The 21371-nt window shown below is 47.2% G+C and carries 22 protein-coding genes; 14 read left to right on the forward strand and 8 right to left on the reverse strand.

The features are described from left to right. Nucleotides 1-9 precede the first annotated feature (9 nt). Nucleotides 10-597 carry an SRPBCC family protein gene (locus BUB43_RS06415; RefSeq protein WP_260200475.1) on the reverse strand — a complete coding sequence of 196 codons (588 nt, stop codon included), beginning with the start codon at nucleotides 595-597 and terminating at the stop codon, nucleotides 10-12. Here BUB43_RS06415 and BUB43_RS06420 point away from each other — a divergent pair. The 3 genes from BUB43_RS06420 (at nucleotide 574) to pafA (ending at nucleotide 4337) form a co-directional block, all read left to right on the forward strand. Then, nucleotides 574-1602, forward strand: coding sequence for a nucleoid-associated protein (locus tag BUB43_RS06420; protein ID WP_073179407.1), 1029 nt, complete (start codon nucleotides 574-576; stop codon nucleotides 1600-1602). The two genes, BUB43_RS06415 and BUB43_RS06420, sit on opposite strands and share 24 nt — an antisense overlap. Before the next feature lie 89 nt (nucleotides 1603-1691). Beyond that, entirely contained in the window at nucleotides 1692-2618 is a 927-nt protein-coding gene (locus tag BUB43_RS06425; protein ID WP_073179408.1) for a malate dehydrogenase, read from the forward strand. A 63-nt stretch (nucleotides 2619-2681) separates the two neighbouring features. Next, on the forward strand, nucleotides 2682-4337 hold the full coding sequence (gene pafA / locus BUB43_RS06430; protein ID WP_073179410.1) for an alkaline phosphatase PafA: 1656 nt from the start codon (nucleotides 2682-2684) through the stop codon (nucleotides 4335-4337). A gap of 151 nt (nucleotides 4338-4488) precedes the next feature. On the opposite strand, the gene BUB43_RS06435 is transcribed toward pafA, so the two are convergent. The 7 genes from BUB43_RS06435 to BUB43_RS06465 all read right to left on the reverse strand — a co-directional run bounded on the left by BUB43_RS06435 (nucleotide 4489) and on the right by BUB43_RS06465 (nucleotide 12753). Then, nucleotides 4489-6267, reverse strand: a complete 1779-nt coding sequence (locus BUB43_RS06435; protein WP_073179412.1) for an acyl-CoA dehydrogenase family protein — start codon at nucleotides 6265-6267, stop codon at nucleotides 4489-4491. Nucleotides 6268-6291: 24 nt separating this feature from the next. Further along, the gene (locus BUB43_RS06440; protein WP_073179414.1) at nucleotides 6292-7470 is read right to left on the reverse strand and encodes a thiolase family protein; all 1179 of its coding nucleotides are present in this window, start codon (nucleotides 7468-7470) and stop codon (nucleotides 6292-6294) included. A 27-nt stretch (nucleotides 7471-7497) separates the two neighbouring features. Then, nucleotides 7498-9903: a 3-hydroxyacyl-CoA dehydrogenase/enoyl-CoA hydratase family protein gene (locus BUB43_RS06445; protein ID WP_073179416.1), complete on the reverse strand. Its 2406-nt coding sequence runs from the start codon at nucleotides 9901-9903 to the stop codon at nucleotides 7498-7500. A gap of 7 nt (nucleotides 9904-9910) precedes the next feature. Beyond that, entirely contained in the window at nucleotides 9911-10366 is a 456-nt protein-coding gene (locus tag BUB43_RS06450) for a MarR family winged helix-turn-helix transcriptional regulator (protein ID WP_073179418.1), read from the reverse strand. A 123-nt stretch (nucleotides 10367-10489) separates the two neighbouring features. Next, nucleotides 10490-11206: an ABC transporter ATP-binding protein gene (locus tag BUB43_RS06455; protein ID WP_073179419.1), complete on the reverse strand. Its 717-nt coding sequence runs from the start codon at nucleotides 11204-11206 to the stop codon at nucleotides 10490-10492. After that, nucleotides 11206-12192 (reverse strand): iron ABC transporter permease, encoded by a 987-nt coding sequence (locus BUB43_RS06460; protein WP_073179421.1) that lies wholly within the window; start codon nucleotides 12190-12192, stop codon nucleotides 11206-11208. The genes BUB43_RS06455 and BUB43_RS06460 overlap by 1 nt, the downstream gene beginning before the upstream one ends. Then, complete coding sequence (locus BUB43_RS06465) at nucleotides 12193-12753, reverse strand: TlpA family protein disulfide reductase (RefSeq protein WP_073179423.1); 561 nt, start codon at nucleotides 12751-12753, stop codon at nucleotides 12193-12195. A 70-nt stretch (nucleotides 12754-12823) separates the two neighbouring features. On the opposite strand from BUB43_RS06465, the gene BUB43_RS06470 reads away from it, so the two are divergent. From BUB43_RS06470 to BUB43_RS06520, 11 genes are all read left to right on the forward strand, one after another. After that, nucleotides 12824-13951, forward strand: a complete 1128-nt coding sequence (locus BUB43_RS06470) for a ferredoxin--NADP reductase (RefSeq protein ID WP_143154053.1) — start codon at nucleotides 12824-12826, stop codon at nucleotides 13949-13951. Continuing rightward, the gene (locus BUB43_RS06475) at nucleotides 13948-14574 is read left to right on the forward strand and encodes a SanA/YdcF family protein (RefSeq protein ID WP_073179424.1); all 627 of its coding nucleotides are present in this window, start codon (nucleotides 13948-13950) and stop codon (nucleotides 14572-14574) included. Before BUB43_RS06470 ends, BUB43_RS06475 begins: the two co-directional genes overlap by 4 nt. Before the next feature lie 43 nt (nucleotides 14575-14617). Continuing rightward, complete coding sequence (udk, locus tag BUB43_RS06480) at nucleotides 14618-15247, forward strand: uridine kinase (protein WP_073179426.1); 630 nt, start codon at nucleotides 14618-14620, stop codon at nucleotides 15245-15247. Further along, nucleotides 15234-15587: an FtsB family cell division protein gene (locus tag BUB43_RS06485; RefSeq protein ID WP_073179428.1), complete on the forward strand. Its 354-nt coding sequence runs from the start codon at nucleotides 15234-15236 to the stop codon at nucleotides 15585-15587. Before udk ends, BUB43_RS06485 begins: the two co-directional genes overlap by 14 nt. Before the next feature lie 39 nt (nucleotides 15588-15626). Next, a complete protein-coding gene (locus tag BUB43_RS06490; protein WP_073179430.1) occupies nucleotides 15627-15917 on the forward strand; it encodes a DUF6364 family protein in 291 nt (96 codons plus the stop codon). Further along, nucleotides 15892-16299 (forward strand): PIN domain-containing protein, encoded by a 408-nt coding sequence (locus tag BUB43_RS06495; protein WP_143154054.1) that lies wholly within the window; start codon nucleotides 15892-15894, stop codon nucleotides 16297-16299. The genes BUB43_RS06490 and BUB43_RS06495 overlap by 26 nt, the downstream gene beginning before the upstream one ends. Before the next feature lie 6 nt (nucleotides 16300-16305). Beyond that, the gene (locus tag BUB43_RS06500; RefSeq protein WP_073179434.1) at nucleotides 16306-17460 is read left to right on the forward strand and encodes a class I SAM-dependent methyltransferase; all 1155 of its coding nucleotides are present in this window, start codon (nucleotides 16306-16308) and stop codon (nucleotides 17458-17460) included. Nucleotides 17461-17506: 46 nt separating this feature from the next. After that, nucleotides 17507-17788 (forward strand): hypothetical protein, encoded by a 282-nt coding sequence (locus tag BUB43_RS06505; protein WP_073179436.1) that lies wholly within the window; start codon nucleotides 17507-17509, stop codon nucleotides 17786-17788. A 57-nt stretch (nucleotides 17789-17845) separates the two neighbouring features. Continuing rightward, nucleotides 17846-19225, forward strand: coding sequence for a dipeptidase (locus BUB43_RS06510; RefSeq protein WP_073179437.1), 1380 nt, complete (start codon nucleotides 17846-17848; stop codon nucleotides 19223-19225). Nucleotides 19226-19332: 107 nt separating this feature from the next. Further along, entirely contained in the window at nucleotides 19333-20331 is a 999-nt protein-coding gene (locus tag BUB43_RS06515; protein ID WP_073179439.1) for a T9SS type A sorting domain-containing protein, read from the forward strand. Nucleotides 20332-20390: 59 nt separating this feature from the next. Continuing rightward, on the forward strand, nucleotides 20391-21371 hold the full coding sequence (locus BUB43_RS06520) for a T9SS type A sorting domain-containing protein (protein WP_073179441.1): 981 nt from the start codon (nucleotides 20391-20393) through the stop codon (nucleotides 21369-21371).

Genomic DNA, 21371 nt, shown 5'->3' on the forward strand with positions numbered 1-21371 from the left:
TACTGATGTTTAATCCGGGAAGATTTGGCGGAGGACTCTGTAGCGGTTTTCGAAGATGTATCTTACACGATGGACCACGGCTTTCCCTGCAATTAAATCGCCGAGAAAGCCGAGCGGTAATTTGAACGAGACGATGTCCTGCATTTCGGTTCTGCCACTGGAAATTTCGCGGAAATGATGTTCGTGGTGCCACATTGCATAGGGTCCGAAACGCTGCTCGTCCACGAAAAATCTGCGCTCATCAAACTGGGTGATTTCCGTAACCCAACTGCTTTTTACCAGTGGAAAAATCCCGATTTTGTAGGTGATAATCTGCCCGGCATAAGTGAAATCCGGCGGATTGTTCGTGATTCGGAAAGCCATATCAGGCGGCGTAATGCGGTCGAGATTTTTCGGATTCGAAAAGAAATCCCAAGCTTCGTCCAAGCCCACCGGCAGAACTTGCACCGACCGCAAAATGTAAATCCCGGACTGCTTTTCTACTGAAATATTCATCGGAAATCGTTTCACCAAAGATAAGCCATCACCAAAAAACTCGCCGAAATCAAATATCTTTGCAGCGGAAAATTCACTATGCTGCAGAAAATCATCATTCATAAAGTTGGGAATAAAATCAATCAGGAGCCGCTGGTTTTTGGTTCGGAAGTTGTTGATTTAGAGGAAGATATGAAGGATTTGCTTACGGATTTTTTCTTCAAATCTTTCAAATCGGAGGAGCAGTTTCAGTTTTACAGCGAGAATTATTTGGCGAATAATTCGGTTTATTCTTCGGTTGCGAAAATTTTTGAAAATCCGGAAAATTTTGTGGAATCATCCAAAGAGATTGCGCAGCATCTTTATGATATTACCGAAAATCCGAGGGTTCAGAATGGTGAATTGTTCGTTGTGTTGTTTGATGATGCTAATGAAAACGGCGATATATTACCTAAAATAGGAATTTTCAAAACTGAAAATAAATTGCCTTTTCTTAAATTATTCCGCAAAAATGACGATGAGAACGAGGCAGTATTTCAGCTCGAAAAAGATTTCGGGATTTCTTTGGCAAAACTGGATAAAGGTGCGCTGATTTACAATGTTTCCAGGGAAGATGGTTTTGCGGTTTCCGTAATTGATAACAATAAAAACGGCGATGAGTATTACTGGTTTGAAGATTTTTTGAAAGTTCGGCAAAGAAATGATGATTATTTTCAAACGCAGGAAACGCTGCAGGTTTACAAGGATTACATCACGAAGCAACTGCCGCAGGAATTTGAGGTTACAAAAATGGATCAGGCAGATTTCCTGAATCGCTCGCTGGAATTTTTTAAAGAGAAGGAGCAGTTTTCCTTTGAGGAATTCACGAAGCAAATCCTTCAGGATGAACAGGTTATCGAGAGTTTTGAAAATTACAAAAGCGATTATGAGCAAGAAATGCAGCTTTCGATAGAGGAAGATTTCCCGATAAATAATGCCGCGGTGAAGAAAAATCAGCGGTATTTCAAAAGCGTGATAAAGCTGGACAAGAACTTCCACATCTATGTGCACGGCGACCGAAAGCTGATAGAAACCGGGCAGGATGAGAAGGGAAAATTCTACAGGCTGTATTTCGAAGAGGAAAATTAAAGAAAAATTAACAATTATACTGACATTCCTCATAGCCTAAGCCAGGAAGACTTTCGTAAATTTGAGAGAATTTAAAATCACCAAACAAAATGAAAGTCACAGTAGTAGGCGCCGGTGCAGTAGGCGCGAGCGCAGCGGAATACATTGCTCTGAAAAATTTCTGTTCGGAGGTGGTGCTGCTCGACATTAAAGAAGGCATCGCGGAAGGCAAGGCTATGGACCTGATGCAGTGCGCATCTCTGAACGGTTTCGACACGAAAATCACCCCAAGCTCAAACGATTATAGCAAAACCGCAGGCTCCGAGATTGCGGTCATAACCTCCGGGGTGCCTCGCAAACCGGGCATGACGCGGGAAGAGCTAATCGGAGTAAATGCTGGAATTGTACGCACTGTTGCAGAAAATCTGGTGAAGTATTCACCGGAAGTTATCATCATCGTGGTTTCTAACCCGATGGACACTATGACTTACCTTGTGCACAAGGTTTCCGGGCTGCCAACACATAAAATCATCGGGATGGGTGGCGCGCTGGATTCTGCAAGATTCAAATACCGGCTTGCGGAAGCGCTCGATTCCCCGGTGGCAGATGTGGATGCAATGGTCATCGGTGCCCATAGCGATACGGGGATGATCCCTTTGGCGACCAAGGCATCGCTTCGGGGCGTGCCTGTAGCAGATTTGATTTCTGATGAAAAACTTAAAAATGCCGTAGAAGAAACCAAAGTAGGCGGCGCTACGCTCACTAAACTGCTCGGTACCTCGGCGTGGTATGGCCCGGGCGCTGCGGTATCTGCTGTGGTTCAGGCAATTGCCTGCGATCAGAAAAAACTTATCCCGAGCTCTGTAATGCTGAATGGTGAGTACGGCGAAAGCGACATCTGCATTGGTGTGCCGGCAGTTATTGGCAGAAATGGCGTTGAGAAAATTTTGGAAATACAGCTAACGGAAGAGGAGAGAGCTCAGTTCAAAGCATCTGCTGATGCGGTGAGAAGCGTAAACAACGATCTTTCGATTTAACAATTACTTAAACTCAGTCCGCCGGATTTTTCAATAAATTTGGCGGATAATTTTTTTTGTTTTATGAAGAAACTTGCAATTTTTGGCCTCTCCGCACTTTTTGCAGTGCCTGCAATGGCTCAGCGGCAAAAAAGGCAGCCGCAGCAAAATACCCAGCTAGAAAGACCAAAGCTGGTAGTGGGCCTTGTGGTGGATCAGATGCGCTGGGATTTCCTTTACCGGTATTATAACCAGTATGGTAGCGGCGGTTTTAAGCGGCTGCTGAATGATGGCTTTGCGCTTCACAACACCCATATCAACTATGTTCCAACGGTTACTGCCCTGGGCCACACCTGTGTGTATACCGGCTCCGTGCCATCCATCCACGGCATTGCGGGCAACGATTGGTTCGACAGAACCACGGGCAAGGGTGTATACTGCACCACCGATGAAGGCGTGAATCCTGTAGGGACGGATGACCGCAAAGTAGGCAGCCATTCACCAAAAAATCTTTGGAGTACTACCATTTCCGATGAGCTTCGCCTTGCCACAAATTTCCAGGCAAAGGTCGTAGGCGTGTCTCTGAAAGACCGCGCATCCATCCTCCCGGCAGGGCATAACCCTACCGGCGCCTACTGGTTTGACGGGAATACCGGAAACTTCGTGACGAGTTCCTATTACACCCACCAGCTGCCGCAGTGGGTGAGCAATTTTAACAGCCTAAAACTGGGTGAGCAGCTTTTGGCAGGCGGGTGGAATACTCTGTATCCCATTTCCGAATATACACAGAGCTCCGCGGATAATGTAGAGTGGGAAGGCTTGCTCGGCAGCGCAAAGGCACCCGTATTTCCTTACAGCAACCTGGCGGAGGATTATAGGAAAAATCCGGATGTGATCCGAAGCACGCCGTATGGGAACACGCTTTCCCTGAAAATAGCAGAGGCGGCCATAGAAGGAGAAAATCTTGGCAAAGATGCTGTAACGGATATGCTTGCCATTAACCTTGCATCCACGGATTATGTAGGTCACAAATTTGGTCCAAATTCCGTAGAAATTCAGGATACTTACCTCAGGCTTGATAGAGATCTGGAGGAATTTTTCAATTATCTTGATAAAAATGTAGGCAAAGGTCAGTACACGGTTTTCCTTACCGCCGACCACGGTGCAGCACATTCCGTAGGCTTCCTGCAGCAGCACAAGATAAAAACCGGCTATTTCGGCGAGGGTGCGCAAAGAGAGTACAATACCAGGATGAAATCCAAATACGGAGTGGATAACCTGCTGACATCCATCACCAATTACCAAATTTACCTGAGCGACGAGCTGGTGGAGAAAAACAAAATGGATATGAACAATACGGTGGATTATCTGGTGGATCAGCTCAATAAAGACCAAAGCATCCTATATGCCGTAAATATGAAAAAAATCGCTACCGCGCCCATACCGGAACCAATAAAAACCAGAATGATAAACGGATATAACTGGCAGCGCAGCGGCGATATCCAGCTTGTTTCGCACGATTCTATGCTGCCCTCCGGGCTGAAGAAGGGCACCACCCACAGCGTCTGGAATCCCTACGATGCCCACATCCCGCTGATATTTATGGGATGGGGGATACCTCGTGGCGAGAGTAATGCGCCGTATGATATGACGGATATTGCACCAACTATTTCCGCATTGCTGAAAATCCAGTTCCCGAGCGGTAACATAGGTAAGCCGATCACGGAAATAGTGAAATGATTTTTGAATAATTTCTTCTTAAAAAAAGCTGTCCGAAGTTGAGACAGCTTTTTTTATTTGATTTCACTACTACATTTGGAAAAATCCGGATTCCTCCAATTTACCGGATAGTTTTGCAATAAAAAATCCGGTATTAAACCGGATTTTTGTCTTAGTAAGAACCTTTTTCAAGGTAGTGGGCGGCGATCTCTTCGGTGAGTTTTATCGGGTTCGGAGTGTTCACATATTTTGTGAATCTTCTCAGCCCGGAAAGCATCATGCGCTGCTCATCGCCCTCCGCGAAGGAGATAATTGCCTCTTTCGCCGCTGCGATGGTTTTCTCCACAGCTTGATAAAGGTTCAGCTGAGCCATTTTCGCCTGAACAGAATCTGCCCCGAAATGCTTCTCAACGCGAAGAACTGCGGATTCTGCCATATAAATCTGGTTAAGAATTTCTGAAGCATTCAGAAGAAGGTGCTGTTGCTGCTCAATTTTGGAGGTATATTTCTGTAGTGCCGCTCCCGAAACCATCAGGAATACTTTTTTCAGGTTGGCAATCATTGCCTTTTCCTCACTCATAAATTCGGAGTAATCCGGAGTATCGAAGGATGGGATGCCTGTAAGTTCCTTAGCAATTCCTTTCGCAGGAGTAAGCAGGTCTATCTGCCCCTTCATTGCACGCTTGATGAGCATACCCACCGCAAGGAGCCTGTTGATTTCGTTAGTACCTTCGTAGATTCTCGCGATGCGCGCATCTCTCCACGCAGATTCCATCGGCGCATCTGCAGAGAAGCCCATACCACCGTAGATCTGGATGCCTTCGTCCGCCACATGCTGAACAGCTTCTGAGCCGAAAACTTTCAGAATAGAGCACTCCACTGCGTATTCCTCCACACCTTTCAGCTCAGCCTCCTGGTGGTCAGCTCCTCCTGCTACGAGTTCATCAATTTTAGACTGGATGTCGCTGGACGCGCGATAAACTCCGGACTCGGAAACATAGGCAAGCGTAGCCATCTCACCGATTTTCTTGCGGATAGCGCCAAATGTGGAGATCGGCACCTGGAATTGCTTTCTCTCATTAGCATAAGAGATGGAATATTTCAGGATTTTCCTCATACCATCCAGCCCGGCAGCTGCAAGCTTGATGCGGCCTACATTCAGCGCGTTCAGCGCGATTTTAAAGCCGTTGTTCCTCTCGCCCAGAAGATTGCCCACCGGCAATTTCAGATCGTTGAAAAATACCTGGCGGGTAGAGGAGGAGTGGATGCCGAGTTTGTGCTCCTCTTCGCCGAGCGTAAGGCTCTGAGGGTCTTCAATCTCAGAACGGTTCACTACGAAACCGGTGATGTTTTTATCATCCTCAATCCTTGCAAAAAGTGTGAATGTATCCGCAAAACCTGCATTGGAAATCCACATTTTCTGCCCATTGATGATGTAATGCTGCCCATCCTCAGACAGTCTCGCCTTCGTTTTCCCGGAATTGGCATCGGAGCCAGCATCAGGCTCGGTGAGGCAGTATGCGCCAAACTTTTCTCCGCTTGCCAGCGCAGGCAGATATTTTTGCTTTTGCTCCTCGTTTCCGTAAAGAACTATTGGCAGCGTGCCGATGCCCGTGTGCGCGCCGTAGGCTGTACCGATGGAACCATTCGCCCCGGAAACTGCGTCGCAAACGAGAACGGTTTCTACAAAGCCCATACCCATACCGCCGTACTCGGCAGGCACGGAGATCCCAAGGGCGCCCATCTCGCCAAGTTTACGCATAACCTCTTCGGTAAGGGCGTAATCTTTCTTCTCAAAACGCTCATTCACAGGCATTACCTCCCGGTCGATGAATTCTTTCACGCTGTCGCGGAGCATGCGCTGCTCCTCATTAAGGTCTTCAATGGTGAAGATTTCCGTGGCAGGTGTTTCATTTACAAGAAACGCCCCGCCGATTAGTTGTTTGCTCATTTTTATTTTGTTTAAATAGTTGAATTAAAGAAGCTCAAAAATGCTTGCCGCACCCTGGCCGGTACCCACGCACATCGTTACCATCCCGTACTTATTCCCGCGCTGGCGCATTTCATCCAAAAGCTGCACGGTAAGTTTTGTACCGGTACATCCCAGTGGGTGCCCGAGCGCTATGGCTCCGCCGTTTACATTGATGATTTCAGGGTTCAGATCCAGCTCTTTTTTAATGGCCACAGATTGCGACGCGAATGCCTCATTCAGCTCTATGAGTTCGATGTCCTTCAGTTCTAAGCCTGCCTGCTTCAGCGCTTTCGGGATTGCGTATACCGGCCCCATGCCCATCACGCGCGGCTCAAGGCCTGCTGCCGCGTAGGAAACGAGGCGCGCCTCTGGCTGTAGCCCGAGCTCCTTTATCATTTCTTCACTCATCACGATCACAAAGGCAGCCCCGTCGGACATTTGTGAAGAATTTCCTGCTGTCACTGTACCACCGTTAGCGAAAACGGGCTTTAATTTCGCCAGACCTTCTAGCGAAGTGTCTTTCCTAGGACCTTCATCCACTGAAAACTCATAAGTTTTGGTTTGGGATTTCTGGTTTTCGTCCAGGAAATTATATTCGACATTTATCGGGACAATCTGATTCTTGAATTTCCCTTCCGCATTGGCTTTCAGCGCCTTTTGGTGGGATTCGAAGGCAAACTGATCCTGCTCTTCCCGGGTGATGCCGTACTCCTTAGCCACCGCTTCCGCAGTATAGCCCATACCCCAGTAGTAGTCCGGGTTGTCCTTGGCAAGGTCTGTTTCCGGAACCGCCTTGTAGCCGCCCATCGGGATGTAGCTCATGGACTCCGTTCCGCCTGCGATGATGCAGTCCGCCATTCCGGACTGGATTTTAGCCGCCGCTATGGCGATGGCTTCCGAGCCGGATGCGCAGTAGCGGTTTACCGTTACGCCGGGTACTTTATTCGTATCGAGACCCATCAGGGAGATGAGCCTTGCGACATTGAGCCCCTGCTCGGCTTCCGGCATCGCGTTGCCCACGATGAGGTCATCTATTCTGTTGATGTCCAGCTGCGGAACATCCGCCACAAGTTTTTGGATGACGGTAGCCGCCATCACATCCGGCCTTGTGAACCGGAGACTGCCTTTCGGGGCTTTGCCGACTGCAGTTCTGTATCCTTTTACGATATATGCCTGTTTCATTTTGTCTAATTGTATGATTATTATTGATTAATTCCTCAGCGGCTTGCCATTTTGAAGCATATACTGAATTCTCTCTAGCGTTTTGCGTTCGCCGCAGAGGGAAAGGAATGCTTCTCGTTCAAGATTCAGCAGGTAGCGTTCTGTAACCAAGGTTGGCTCGGAAAGGTTTCCGCCCACCATTACATAGGCGAGCTTATCTGCAATCTTCTTGTCGTGCTCGGAGATATAGTTCCCTGCCAGCATCTGGTCAGTGCCTACATAGAACATGCCGAGTGCTTCCCTGCCGAGTACCGTAACTTTCTGCTCTATTGGCTGCGTATATCCGTGCTCTGCCATACTTTTTGCAAGCATTTTCGCAGTTTGGATTTGCTCGGCCTTATTCACCACCACGATGTCTTTGTGCTCCTGCAGGATGTTCATATCAAAGGCTTCGTATGCAGAGGTGGAAACTTTGCCCATAGCGATATTCATAAATGCATCGCGGAGCCTGTTGTTCTTCACATCATCTTTCTGGAACTCTCTGGAGGTACGCAGCGTCATTTCCTTGGTACCGCCACCGCCCGGGATCACGCCCACGCCCACTTCCACCAGGCCGATATAAGTCTCAGCCGCTGCCACGGCCCTGTCGGCGTGCATCGTCATCTCGCAGCCGCCGCCAAGAGTCATTGCAAAAGGTGCTGCCACTACAGGCACTGCGGAGTAGCGTACGCGCATCATCGTGTTTTGGAAGGTTGCGATAGCCATATTGAGATCATCCCAATCCTGCTCTATTGCCATCATAAGGATCATGGCAAGGTTGGCTCCCGCGGAGAAATTGGCTCCCTGGTTGGCAATCACGAGACCGTCATATTCTTTTTCGGCAAGGTCAATGGCGCGGTTCAGCCCATCCAGCACCTCGCCACCCAGCGAGTTCATTTTTGAGCGGATTTCAAAGTTGATGATGCCATCTCCCAAATCCTGGATTGCCGAGCCGGAGTTGCTCCAGAGCGTTTTGTTTTTCCGGATATTGTCAAGGATGATGAAGTTCTCCTGCCCCGGGATGTTTTTGTAGGAAGTATCCAGCTGGTCGTAGAAGGTTGATTTGCCATCATCATCTACCTTGTAGAAGGTTTCGCCTTTCTCAGCCATCTGTTTTGCCCAGTCTGCCGCTTCGTAGCCGGCCTCCCTAGCCAGCTCGATACCTTTCTGTATGCCGATGGCATCCCAGATCTGGAAAGGACCGTTTTCCCAGCCAAAACCGGCGCGCATAGCATCATCGATTCTGTAGATTTCATCAGAGATTTCCGGCACTTTGCTGGAGGCGTAGGCGAAAAGGGAGCCGAACATTTTTCTATAAAGCTCGCCCGCCTTGTCATCCGCTTCCACCAGAACCTTAAATCTGTCGATCGGTTTTTCTATGGACTTTGTTTTTTCCAGAACGGGGAAGTTGGTTTTGCCTTGCGGCTCGTATTCCATAGTTTCCAAGTTCAGCCCGTGGATTTCAGATTTCCCGCCCTCACCTTTGATTTTTTTGAAGAAGCCGCTTTCGGTTTTGCTGCCGAGCCATTTATTGTCAAGCATCTTCTGAACATATTCCGGCAATTTGAAGACATCATTAAAATCATTCGCCTCCGCATTGCTGCTGTACACGCCGTTTGCCACGTGGATGAGGGTGTCAAGCCCCACCACATCGGCGGTGCGGAAGGTAGCGGATTTCGGCCTGCCGATTACCGGGCCGGTCAGCTTATCTACATCCGTTACATTAAGTCCCAGCTTCTGCACATTGTGAAAGAGATCCATAATGCCGAAAGTCCCGATTCTGTTGGCTATAAACGCCGGCGTATCCTTTGCAAGAACTGTGGTTTTGCCGAGATATTTCGCGCCGTAATCCATGTAGAATTTCACGATTTCCGGATCGGTATCCTTTGTCGGTATGATTTCTAGAAGCGGCAGGTAGCGCACCGGGTTGAAGAAGTGCGTGCCTGCGAAGTGCTTTTTAAAATCCTCGCTGCGGCCTTCCGCCAGCTGATTGATCGGGATGCCGGAGGTGTTGGAGGATATCAGCGTGCCCGGCTTGCGGAATTGCTCAATCTTCTCGTACACCTGTTTTTTGATGTCGATTCTCTCCACCACTACTTCAATGATCCAGTCCGTATTTTTTATTTTCGGGAGATCGTCATCAAAGTTTCCGATGGTAATTCTGTCTGCAAATTTCGGTGAGTAAAGCAGCGCCGGGCTTGCCTTCTTCAGCTTCTCGAAATTTTCCGCAGCGATGCGGTTGCGCACAGCCTTGTCCTCTTTTGTAAGGCCTTTTTTCTGCTCCGCCTCGTTCAGTTCAAAGGGCACAATATCCAGCAAAAGCACTTCCACGCCTATGTTGGCGAAGTGCGCCGCGATACCGCTGCCCATGATTCCCGAGCCGAGGACGGTCACATGCTTGATTCTTCTTTTCATATTAAAACTATTTGTTATTTCTGTTAATTTCTGTTGCAACTTTCTGAATTTCAGTCATTACCTCCTTGAAAATTTCAAGTTTGTTCTGAGGAATCCGCTCTGCCACCATCCGGTTGAAATCCATTACAAATTTTTTGGATAAATCCCTATGGTGCAGGCCTTTCGGCGTAAGTTTAAGTATCACCTCCCGCTTGTCCGCCCCGGATTTATCTTTGTAGATGTAGCCCTCGTCTGCCAGGAGTTTTACGATCCTCGTAAGCGAGGTTGGCTCTATCGCCATCTTCGGGCCAAGGTTGGTGCTGCGGGTACCGTTTTTAGGATCAATCTTCAGGAGTGCGAGCCCCTGCACCACGGTGGCATCCATATTCTGTGCCTGCTCGGAGAACATCCTGTTCAGCGCCAGCCAGGTCGATTTTACGATCAGGTCTACATTTTCGGCTTTAGGCCTTTTTGCTTCATCCATCAGGAATCAAATATAAAGATTTACTATGCACGCATAGCATTTAAAAGTACAATAATTTGCAATATGTTGAAAATCAGCGCATTAAATTGTATGAGATGCATAATGTTATGCACGCATAGTATTTTATAGCTGGGATATATCCAGTTTTAGCTCCGGGAATTTATTAAAAAAATCATCAGGGCGGCTCTCTGAGATCTCCCGGTTGGATATGAGCCAGATTCTGTCCGCGAAGTGCATGGCCAGCCGCCAGTCGTGGGAGGATAGGAGGATGGCTTTAGAATTTTCCTGCGCGAGCCTCCGCAGCAGTTTCAGGATCATCAGTTTGTTTTTTTCATCCAGGTGTGCGGTGGGCTCATCCAGGATTATGGCGGGTGAGTTTTGCGCCAGTGCTCTGCCGATGAATGCCTTCTGCAGGTTCCCGTCGGATAGCTGCCTCAGGGGGGTGTAGGAATATTTTTTTAAACCCAAGTCAATTAAAATTCTCTCCACCATTTCGTTGTCATCTTCCGAAATTTTGAAATAATACGGGTAATGGATGAACCTGCCGAAAGCCACCAGATCCCGCGCCGCCAAGTGTGCGGGGATGGCTCCGCGGGATAGTACCGCTGCAGCTTTCTTGGCGATCTCCTTGCGGGAAAGACGGGAAATATTGGCATTATCCAAAAAAATCCCGCCCCCCCGTAGCGGCACGGAATTGAGTATCGATTTAAAAAGTGTGGTCTTCCCGGAGCCGTTATCGCCGATGAGAAGGACCACCTCGCCGCGCTCCAGCCCGCAATTTACATTGCGGATGAGTGGCTGTTGGTAGCCTATTTCAGCATTGTTGAATTTTAAAAACATCAGTAGCCGATTTTAGTTGTTCTCCCGCGAAGCATCATAGCAAAAATTACAGGAATCCCCAGCAGCGAGCTCCAGATATTGATGGGCAGGAGGCTGATTTCTGATAAAATAGAGAGAGATTCCATCACGAGGATGCCCATCAGAACATTTAATACCCCCTGATGCCAGAGTTTTGCAGGTCTGAAAATGAGCCGGCAGAAATGCGGCACCACGATCCCGATGAACACCACCGGCCCGAGAAAAGCCGTAGCAGAGGCACATAGCAGCGAAGATGCGATGATGATGTGCGTCTTTAGCCGAGCGGAATCTACCCCCAGGGTAGCGGCGTATTCTTCCCCTAAAATATTGCCAATCAGTGGATTGATACTTTTTAATGAAAAAATGATTCCCCCAATGGTGAATAGTGCAAAAATTAATAGCTGAGATCCCGTCAGAGCCGTAGTACTGCCAAATGACCATAGGATGAAATTCCTAAGGCTCTGGTTGTCAGTATAATATTGGAATATAGACATCGCGGCGCCGCAGAATGCAGAAATCAGGAACCCGAATATGATGAGAAAATTTGAATCCTGTAGCCGCGCCGCAAATGTGAGGAGAACCAGTACGGAAATCAGGCTGCCTGCCAGGGCAGCAGTCGCTGTAAGGCTGCCGTCCAAAAACGCGGGCAGCTGCAACCCAGAGGAAAAAGCCATGTACAGAGCTACCCCAAGCCCGGCTGCGGAACTTATTCCCATCACAGAGGGGCCTGCTAGCGGATTCCGGAAGAATTCCTGAAGCAAGAAGCCCGATGCTGGCACAGAAATCCCTGCCAGTACCATGGCTGCTACTCGGCGGAGGCGCATCCCGGCAATGGGAGATTGGGGAGTATCATAAAAAAAATCCGCAAAAGATAGGCCGATGTATCCCGTAGCAAGATTGCAGAGGACAGAAATTATTATGCCAACCGAGAGGAGACGCACTAGGTCACGGAATCTTCTGAAAATCAATTATTTAAAGCTTTGGATAAATGTATTGAGCTCTCCTTCGGAGATACCGCCCAGAAACTCTTTCGTTTCATTGCCTTTGCGGAAGTGGGTAAAGGGTATCGCCGTTCCATCCCATCCTGAAAAATTTTTTTCGAAAAAGTCCTCCGGAAGTTTTTCGCCGTCCAGCAGTACCACATTGCCGTTTACGCCCATTTTTTCCGCAAAAGGTTTTACTTGGGAATCCCAGTCTTCGCGGGCATCCAGTGAAACAAAGGTGAATTTTACCTGGCTACCCTTCAGGCTCTCCATTTTCTTTGCAAAGAGTGGCATCTCCCTCACGCAAGGGCCGCACCAGGTAGCGAAGAAGTTGGTAATATATAAGGTGTCATTTTTGGTATTAATAAGCTCACTGATTTTTTGCGGAGGCAGCTCTTGGATTTCAGCTAAGGCAGTTGGCGTAGGCTCCAGCTCTGGTAGCGCTGCAGTGTCCTGTGCCGGTGTATGCATTGCCACATTCTCACTTGTTTTTTTGCAGGAATAGAGTGCTGCACCGAGGAAATATATATAAATTAATTTTCTCATATTTATATATTTATATAATTATTGTGTTCTTTCTGACTTGATTTAATAAAAATTCTGTAATTTTGGGTGAATGATGGATCATTTCAGCAGCCCCAAACATTTGCCCGAATTTTATCCGCTAAAATTAGCAAAAAAAAAATGGATCACACCCAGCGTAGTAGCGGCACAATTTGATGTACCGGAAGATTTATCCTCGCAATTCAGCTTTCTTGCTGGGCAGTATATCACTTTGAAGATAGAGAAAAACGGTGAATATTTTTTCAGAGATTTTTCTATCACATCCGCGCCCTATGAAAATTCGCTGGCGATAGCCGTGAAGAAAACAGAGAAAAATTCGCCTTCCGATTTTTTTTGCGATAATTATAATGTAGGAGATGAGATTGAAGTTTCCGTGCCGCAGGGGCGTTTCACCTTGAAGTCCAAGCCGCACGAATTTCGCACTATTCTCGGCTTTGCTGCCGGGATCGGCATATCACCGATCTTTAGTCATTTTAAAAATATCTTAAAAACTGAACCGCGAACCAGGCTTTTCCTTTTCTATAGCAATAAAAATTTGGAAAGTATCGCATTCCGTAGCGAGCTGAATGCTCTTTCGGAAGCCTCGGGAGGGAGGTTGCAGGTTTTCAATTTTCTGACGCAAAAACCTTCGCCCAACAGTTTTTTTAGTGGAAGGCTGGATGGGCAAAAGCTTGAGCTGATCATCAATCAGCTGCTCCACCTGGACGAAACGGACGAGGAAAGCACCATTTGGGATTCTGTGGACCAGGTGCTGATCTGCGGTCCTGGGGAGATGGTAAAGTCCCTGGCTAACGCCTGCCACAGCAACGGAATACCGAAGAAAAACATACATTTTGAGCTATTCGGAGAATTTGCAGAAAATATTTATCCCCTGGAAAAATCCCTGCCGCTGATTCAGGATATTGAGGTAAACTTCAGGCTGAACGGTAAGTGGCACCGCGCCGTGCTCCCGGACAACCGTACGAATATTTTCAGCCAGCTGGCTGCGATGGGTTATAATGTCCCATATTCCTGCAGGGCGGGCATCTGCGGCAGCTGCATTTGCCTGCTAAACCGTGGGAGTGTGGAGCTCCTTGAGAATGAATACCTTACCGAGAGCGAAGAGAAAGCCGGTAAAATACTGGCTTGTATGGCTTTGCCTCTTTCCTCCGATCTGGAACTTGATTTTGACCTCGTTTGAAGCGCCTGAAAAGCATATTGAAAACCCTGGTGTTGCTCACGGAATTTGTGCTGCTGTTCGTGCTGGCAGCCAATATCTGGGTGTATGCGCTTACCAACGGGCGTACCTACTCCAGGGTATCAAGAATCCCGCCGAGGGATACTGCCCTGGTGCTCGGTACATCTCCCAAGACCAAATCCGGGGCATACAACCCGTATTTTATCTCGAGGATGCAAGCGGCAAGCCTGCTTTATCATCACGGAAAGATTAAAAAAATAATCGTGAGCGGCGAGCGGTCTACCGGCTACAACGAGCCGGCTGCGATGAAAAATTTCCTCGTGAATCAGGACGGGCTGCCGGAGGAAGCAATTACGGAAGACCCCGGCGGATTCCAGACGCAGATAAGCGTGCGGCGGTGCAAGGAGATCTACGGCGAAGATGAGGTGATCATCGTATCCCAGGGCTACCACAACCTTCGCGCGCTTTTCTATGCGAGGAATGCAGGGATGAACGCGCTGGGCTTTGATGCGCAGGAAATTACCCGGCCGGAAAGCTATTACAGAAACCAGACGCGGGAGATTTTCGCCCGGGTGCAGGCGGTGATCTACTATCTTTTCGGCATTGAAAAGAGTTTTGGCCGCTGATTGTATTTTTTTTATAAAATTTTATCTTTGTAAAAACTTAAGAATGCTTACGATAGGCATCGCAGGCGGGACGGGAAGCGGCAAAACTACGGTGGTAAATAATGTGCTCCGGAAATTGAATGTGGATGGGGTGAATGTCCTTTCGCAGGACAATTATTATCGGGATAATCAGCATCTTCCGCTTGCAGACCGGGAGCTGCTGAATTATGATCACCCGAAATCCATAGATTTCGAGCTTTTAACGCAGCATGTGCAGGCGCTGAAGAGGGGGGAGAGCATCCATCAGCCTGTGTACAGCTTTGTAACGCATTCCAGGACGGGGGATTATACCGTGGTGCAGCCGAAGGAAGTTTTGATTGTGGAGGGCATCCTGGTGCTTACCTCCAAGGAACTGCTGAAGGAGTTTGACCTGAAAGTGTATGTGCAGACCGATTCCGACGAGAGGCTGATCCGCAGGATCCGAAGGGATACGCAGGAGCGGGGCAGGGATCTGGAGGAGGTTTTGCAAAGGTACCAGACTACCCTGAAGCCTATGCATCAGGAGTTTATCGAACCATCTAAAAATGAGGCGGATCTCATCATCCCCAATATGCGGCAGAATCTGATGGCGATAGAAATTCTCACCACAGTTATTTACCATTCATTAAAAAAAGAAAACAATGCAGCAAGATAATTTGATAAAAGACATAAAGCCAAAATCCCGCGCCTGGCGCCTGCTGAGGCGGTATTTCCTGAATAAGTATATTATCACCGTGCTGCTGTTTCTGGTATGGATGACCTTTTTCGACAGTACCTCGTTTCTGGTGATCAACGAAATAAACAAGGAAATCGCCCGCTACGAAAAGCAGCTGGAGTACTATAAGGAGGAGTACCACAAAAACGACAGCTTCTACAAAAAACTTATGAATAATAAAGAGGAAAAAGAAAAATTTGCCCGCGAAAATTATTTCATGAAAAAACCGAATGAAGAAATCTTCATCCTTGTTGCGGACAGCACCAGCGTGGACAGATGATTTCAGATGATTTATGAAGACGAAGAGAAATTATAATTGATGAAAGGAAAACTTACTCTGACATTAGAAAAGGATTTGATAGAAAAAGCAAAAGTTTTTGCAAGGGAAAACAAACAGAACCTTTCGGAAATTGTCGGGAAATATTTAGAAGAAATCGACCAGAAACAACAGCCCCATCCTCCCGCAGAAGAAGGCGAAATCGTAAGCTCCCTGAAGGGTCTTTTTGCGCCAAAAGCTACGGAGAAAAGACAGGATAGCCCAAAAAGACGCGGCAGAAAGCCCGGAACCAAAAACAAAAAGAAAAATGGAGAAGGTACTGATAGGGAGTGATGTAATTCTGGATTTGCTCTTTAGCAGAGAGGGCGTGGAAGATGTAGCAAAACTGCTTAGCCACTGCGAAAACCGAAGGCTGCAGGGCTGCATATCGTCGGTAGCGCTCGCGGCGGTCTGCAGCGAAGTTTCCGCAGCGGTGCCGTTTCCGGAGGCAGCAGAAAAGATCAGCCAGCTCCTGGTATTTCTGGAAACTATGGAGTGCAGCAGGGAGGATATGGTAATTGCCTTAAATTCGGAATATCCTGATTTCGAGACCTCGGTAAACTGCACCCTGGCGGAGCGCTGCTACAGCATCACCGCATACATCACGGGGCGCTTCGCAGATCAGCAAAGCCGAAAGCCGGTGCTGAGTGCTAAAGATTTTCTGCTCCGCCTCTGAATTCTTATGCCAAATAAAAATATTCTTGCAGAGGATGTCCAGGCATTCATCGAAGAAAATCTCAATGCCGACCTACACAAACTGATCCTGAAAAAACCCGTATTCCCGGGCATCACGATGCAAGAACTTGCCGCGCAGATACACGGCAGGCGCACGGCGCAGAAAAAATATCCCTTCCTCAGCCGCAGCGGTATCCTGCATCCCGCGTGGCTCAGCACGGAGCAGGCTAGCTCCGAGGCGGCAGCAAGGTATAAATCAAACATCGCGGGCAGCGGGGAACTTTTCGCAGACCTTACTACAGGATTTGGCATCGATGCCTGGTTTATTTCACAAAAATTCAGGGAGGCAATTCTGGTGGAGCAGGATGGGGAATTACTCGGCACGGTGGCACACAACTGGCAGATATTGGGCAGGGAGGCACGGTTCATTAACACAAAACTTGAGGAATTTATAAGTGAGACGCAGGAACATTTTGATTTAATTTACCTAGATCCTGCGCGCCGGGATAAGAATAAAAAAAAGGTATTCCACCTGGAGGATATGTCCCCAAACATCCTGGAGATCCAAGGGCGGCTGTCTGAAATTTCGGAAAGAATTTTAATCAAGCTATCACCACTGACCGACCTTGCATTGCTGAAAGAAAAAATCATAAATCTCGCTGAAATCCACATCGTTGCCTTGAAAAATGATGTGAAGGAAGTTTTAGCCCTCTGCAGAAAAAATGCTGCCTGCAGCGATGTATCCGTATTTGCTGCAGACCTTGCCGATGATACGGTTTTCAGTTTTTTAATGAATGAAGAGGCAGCAAGCCAGCCGGAATATTCATCACCGCTGAAATACATTTACCTCCCGAACAATGCACTGCTGAAAACCGGCGCCTGGGGAGCCATCTGTAAAAAATTTACCCTGAAAAAACTGCACCCGAACACTCAGATTTTTACTTCTGAAGAGCTGCTTGAGGAATTCCCGGGGCGTATTTTGGAAATGAAAACCATTAGCCCAAAAGAAATCCCTAAAGGCGGAAAATTTAACATTATTTCAAAAAATTACCCGCTCACTCCGGACGAAATACGAAAAAAATATAAAATAAAAGACGGCGGCGAAGAGTACCTGATTTTTACGAAAACCCTTTCCGGGAAAATTATTTTACAGTCGGTTTGAAGAATCTGAGAAAATATTTTTTAAATTTGCCGTAAACAGATAAACAATGAAAAAACTGATATTCGCAATGGCGATCGCCAGCCTGGCGGTTTCCTGCAAAAAAGTGGCTGCCGGAGGCAATAAAAACGCTATAAAAATGGAAGAAGGCGTGGAGCGTTATAACGACGATAAGGAGCAGGTGAAGCTTCAGCCGGTGCGAGATTCCGCCGGCGCAGTAGCCGCTGCCCCGGTGGTAGCAGACAGTGCAGCAGCCGCCAGCCCCGCAGCGGTGGAGACCAAGCCAAGCACGAGCGCACCGGTGAACAATGCCACCACTCCGGAAAAATAAATAAGTCAGATATTCACAATATGTCTCGCCAGAGGGTGAGGCTTTTTTTTTAACAAAATGGAAAAAACATTAGAATTTATTCAGCAAAATCGCGAAAGATTTGTAGAAGAATTGTTTGAATTGCTTAGGATACCATCCGTTTCAGCCGATCCGGCTTACAGAAATGATGTGATCGCTTGCGCCGAAAAAGTCGCGGATTTTCTGCGTTCTGCGGGCGCGGATGCTGTGGAGCTCTGCAGTACTTCGGGCAACCCCATAGTGTACGGCGAGAAAATCATCAGCGATACGCTGCCTACGGTATTGGTGTACGCGCATTACGATGTTCAGCCTGCCGATCCGCTGGAGCTATGGAGCGAGCCACCCTTCGAGCCGTATATAAAAAAGACAGACCTTCACCCGGATGGTGCCATTTTCGCCAGAGGTTCCGCAGATGATAAGGGCCAGTTTTTTATGCACATCAAAGCCTTTGAGGCAATGATGAAGACAGATTCCCTGCCGTGCAATGTGAAATTTATTATTGAAGGCGAGGAAGAGGTAGGCTCCGTAAGCCTTGGCGGATTCGTGAAGGAAAACAAGAAAAAACTCCAATGCGACTGCATCCTGATTTCTGATACACACATCTACTCCAGTGAGCAGCCTACCGTGACCACCGGGCTGCGCGGCCTCAGCTATGTAGAGGTGGAGGTGGAAGGCCCGAACCGCGACCTGCATTCCGGGCTGTATGGTGGCGCGGTGCCGAATCCCATCCATATCCTCAGCCGTATGATTGCGCAGCTGATTGATGATAAAGGCCACATCACCATCGACGGATTTTATGATAATGTGGAAAATGTATCCGGCGAAGAGCGAGCCGAGATGAACAGGCTGAAGGACAACCCAGAGGAGTTTAAAAAATCCATAGGCCTGCGCGGTGTGGAAGGCGAGGAGGGATACACCACGCTGGAGCGTACCTCCATCCGCCCGACCCTCGATGTGAACGGCATTTGGGGAGGCTACACCGGGGAGGGCGCAAAAACTGTAATCCCGAGCAAAGCCTATGCAAAAATTTCCATGAGGCTGGTACCTTACCAAACCCCGGATGAAATTACTGAAAAATTCTCGGCTTATTTTGAGAAAATCGCACCAGAGAATGTGAAGGTGAAAGTAACCCCGCACCACGGCGGAATGCCGTACCTGCTCCCCGCAGATTCCAAAGAGTTTCTGGCGGCTAAGGATGCGATGTCCCAGGCATTCGGCAAGGAGGTACTGCCATATAGGAGCGGGGGCAGCATCCCTATTACCGCGCTTTTTGAGGAGGTCTTAGGAGCTAAATCTGTGCTGATGGGCTTTGGGCTGGATAGCGACGCTATACATTCCCCGGATGAGCATTTCGGGCTTTATAATTTTTTAAAAGGTATTGAAAGTATTCCCCGTTTCTTTGAAAATTTTTCAAAATAGGATGTTGCAAAAAATTGGTTCCCTCGGGAATCAATTTTTTTTTAAAAATATTTGCATTGTTAAGAAAAGTTAATATATTTGTCTTGCAAACATTAAATTTTTTTACAATGAAAAAACTATTATTTTCTGCTGCGTTGCTTACCGCAACAATCGCGTCAGCGCAGGTTCTCATTACCGAAACCTTCGATGATATGAAACCTGGCAACCTTACTGAAGGGATGACTCTCGCCGGGCAAAATGGTTGGAATGTTTACAGCGGCTCCGTTGCAGATTATCAGATTATGGATACCGGGGATGATCACGGGAAAACGCTTTTCCTTACAGGGGGTGCCGGTACTACAATTGCTGACATCCGCTGGGCATTCAAGGATATTGAAGCATCTTGGGCTGCTAGAGACAATGATAAAAACATTCTCGTAGGCCAGTTTGAAATCTACACAGGTAAGCCTACTGGCAGCCACCGCCTGGGTGCAGTACTTTATGACTCGAAGGGGAGTACTATTGCAGGAATCACTTACGATACCAAGGCTAAAACTGTGCGCGGCCTGGCATCATTGGTAAAAGATGGTGACACGCAAGCCACTGCATATAATATTGGCCTTTGGAGTGACCAGTTTCAGGAAGATACTTGGATAAAAGTAGGTTTTTCATATAATAAGACTGATGGTGAGATTGCATACCGCGTAGGGGATAAGCAAACGCTTCTTCAGATAGACGGATACTCCGTAGCAAAGGATATTGATCCAGCAGAATTCGATTTCTTCCTGCCATACAGTACCGGAAATAATGCAAAATACACCGGCGCTGTGGATAACCTGAAGCTGCAGGCGGTGGATAAGCTGGAAACCTTCCTGAGCACAGCTACCGCAACTATAGAAAGTGCAGTAGCAGAGGTGTCCGTATTCCCGAATCCTGTAACCGATGTGCTGAATATCCGCACAGCAGATAAGGTGCTTTCAGCTAAAGTATTTGATGCTTCCGGTAAGGCTGTACAGACCGCTGCCGCTTCCAAGATTCTGAATGTCAGCAAGTTACCGAAAGGTGCCTACATTCTGAAGGTTGAGACTTCCGGCGGGGTATCTACGCACAAGTTTATTAAGAAGTAAATACTTAAAAAGGTCAGTTTAAAATCTGACCTTTTTAATTTATTCAAATTTTGTAACCTATGAAAAATATTTTATTAATTATAACCCTCTTATTTATTGTAAAGGTTAATTGTCAAATAATTCAGAAAGAAGATTTTGAAATTTTAAATCTAGGTGATTTAGGTTCTCCGGCTAATGGCGTTGTTGCAGGTCAGGGAAATTGGTATTCTCAAAATGGATTGCCAACAGACTACCAAATCGTAAGCTATGATGAGCAGCACGGAAAATCAATCCAGTTGATTGGCAGCAAAAACAAGCCGAAATATGTTTTTAAGGGTAATTTTTCGGTGGCTGATTTGCAGGAAGGAAATAACATCATTAAGGTTACTTTCGATGTCCATACGGGCAGAAACTTTCCGGGCGGTTCAGGAAGTTTAAGGTCTATGCTCTATGAGCCAAACCGATGGCTTGCCGGAATTGGCATCGATTATGCTACAGGTGAAGCCAGAGGATATATTCAGGCAAAAAGCACCGCTGGTGAGGGCCTGCATGTTGTGAAACTTGGTAAACAAAAATATCCTACAGATTCCTGGGTTAGCTTGGGTTATTATTTTGATTTGGTGACGGGAAATGCCTACTTCCAAACACCTGAAGGAACTTTTGGCTTGCCCGCTACCTTAACTCCAATTGGTGGTGGTTCCAAGCCTGATGAGCACGATTTTATGAACTATGTTCCAACAACCGGAAGCTCAATTGCACATACTATCGGTTTTGATAACTACTCAGCGGAAGCGATTGGTACTGTTCCACTCGGTTTAAGGGAAGCAATTTCTGAGGAGAGATTAAAAGTAGAAATTTATCCAAACCCAGCATCAGAGTTCATCAATGTCATTTCTGAAAATATAATAAAGTCCGTGACCATTTTTGATGCAACAGGAAAAAGTGTCAAGTCTGAATTTAGTGGGAAAAAGCTGAATTTGAGACATTTATCACCAGGGAATTATATTTTGAAAGTACAAACAGATAGTGAAATAACTACTCAAAAATTCATAAAAAAATAA

It is taken from the genome of Cruoricaptor ignavus (assembly GCF_900141665.1).
GTDB classification, from domain to species: domain Bacteria; phylum Bacteroidota; class Bacteroidia; order Flavobacteriales; family Weeksellaceae; genus Cruoricaptor; species Cruoricaptor ignavus.

Excerpts from the sequence above, each read along its gene's own strand:
- BUB43_RS06450 (WP_073179418.1), bottom strand. The coding sequence starts at position 10,366 with ATGGATGAAGCAAAAAGGCCTAAAGCCGAAAATGTAGACCTGATCGTA.
- BUB43_RS06415 (WP_260200475.1), bottom strand. The coding sequence starts at position 597 with ATGAATGATGATTTTCTGCAGCATAGTGAATTTTCCGCTGCAAAGATA.
- BUB43_RS06485 (WP_073179428.1), top strand. The coding sequence starts at position 15,234 with ATGCAGCAAGATAATTTGATAAAAGACATAAAGCCAAAATCCCGCGCC.
- udk (WP_073179426.1), top strand. The coding sequence starts at position 14,618 with ATGCTTACGATAGGCATCGCAGGCGGGACGGGAAGCGGCAAAACTACG.
- BUB43_RS06500 (WP_073179434.1), top strand. The coding sequence starts at position 16,306 with ATGCCAAATAAAAATATTCTTGCAGAGGATGTCCAGGCATTCATCGAA.
- BUB43_RS06420 (WP_073179407.1), top strand. The coding sequence starts at position 574 with ATGCTGCAGAAAATCATCATTCATAAAGTTGGGAATAAAATCAATCAG.
- BUB43_RS06515 (WP_073179439.1), top strand. The coding sequence starts at position 19,333 with ATGAAAAAACTATTATTTTCTGCTGCGTTGCTTACCGCAACAATCGCG.
- BUB43_RS06510 (WP_073179437.1), top strand. The coding sequence starts at position 17,846 with ATGGAAAAAACATTAGAATTTATTCAGCAAAATCGCGAAAGATTTGTA.
- BUB43_RS06520 (WP_073179441.1), top strand. The coding sequence starts at position 20,391 with ATGAAAAATATTTTATTAATTATAACCCTCTTATTTATTGTAAAGGTT.
- BUB43_RS06470 (WP_143154053.1), top strand. The coding sequence starts at position 12,824 with ATGATGGATCATTTCAGCAGCCCCAAACATTTGCCCGAATTTTATCCG.
- BUB43_RS06465 (WP_073179423.1), bottom strand. The coding sequence starts at position 12,753 with ATGAGAAAATTAATTTATATATATTTCCTCGGTGCAGCACTCTATTCC.
- BUB43_RS06425 (WP_073179408.1), top strand. The coding sequence starts at position 1,692 with ATGAAAGTCACAGTAGTAGGCGCCGGTGCAGTAGGCGCGAGCGCAGCG.
- BUB43_RS06490 (WP_073179430.1), top strand. The coding sequence starts at position 15,627 with ATGAAAGGAAAACTTACTCTGACATTAGAAAAGGATTTGATAGAAAAA.
- BUB43_RS06445 (WP_073179416.1), bottom strand. The coding sequence starts at position 9,903 with ATGAAAAGAAGAATCAAGCATGTGACCGTCCTCGGCTCGGGAATCATG.
- BUB43_RS06440 (WP_073179414.1), bottom strand. The coding sequence starts at position 7,470 with ATGAAACAGGCATATATCGTAAAAGGATACAGAACTGCAGTCGGCAAA.
- BUB43_RS06495 (WP_143154054.1), top strand. The coding sequence starts at position 15,892 with ATGGAGAAGGTACTGATAGGGAGTGATGTAATTCTGGATTTGCTCTTT.
- BUB43_RS06505 (WP_073179436.1), top strand. The coding sequence starts at position 17,507 with ATGAAAAAACTGATATTCGCAATGGCGATCGCCAGCCTGGCGGTTTCC.
- BUB43_RS06435 (WP_073179412.1), bottom strand. The coding sequence starts at position 6,267 with ATGAGCAAACAACTAATCGGCGGGGCGTTTCTTGTAAATGAAACACCT.
- BUB43_RS06455 (WP_073179419.1), bottom strand. The coding sequence starts at position 11,206 with ATGTTTTTAAAATTCAACAATGCTGAAATAGGCTACCAACAGCCACTC.
- pafA (WP_073179410.1), top strand. The coding sequence starts at position 2,682 with ATGAAGAAACTTGCAATTTTTGGCCTCTCCGCACTTTTTGCAGTGCCT.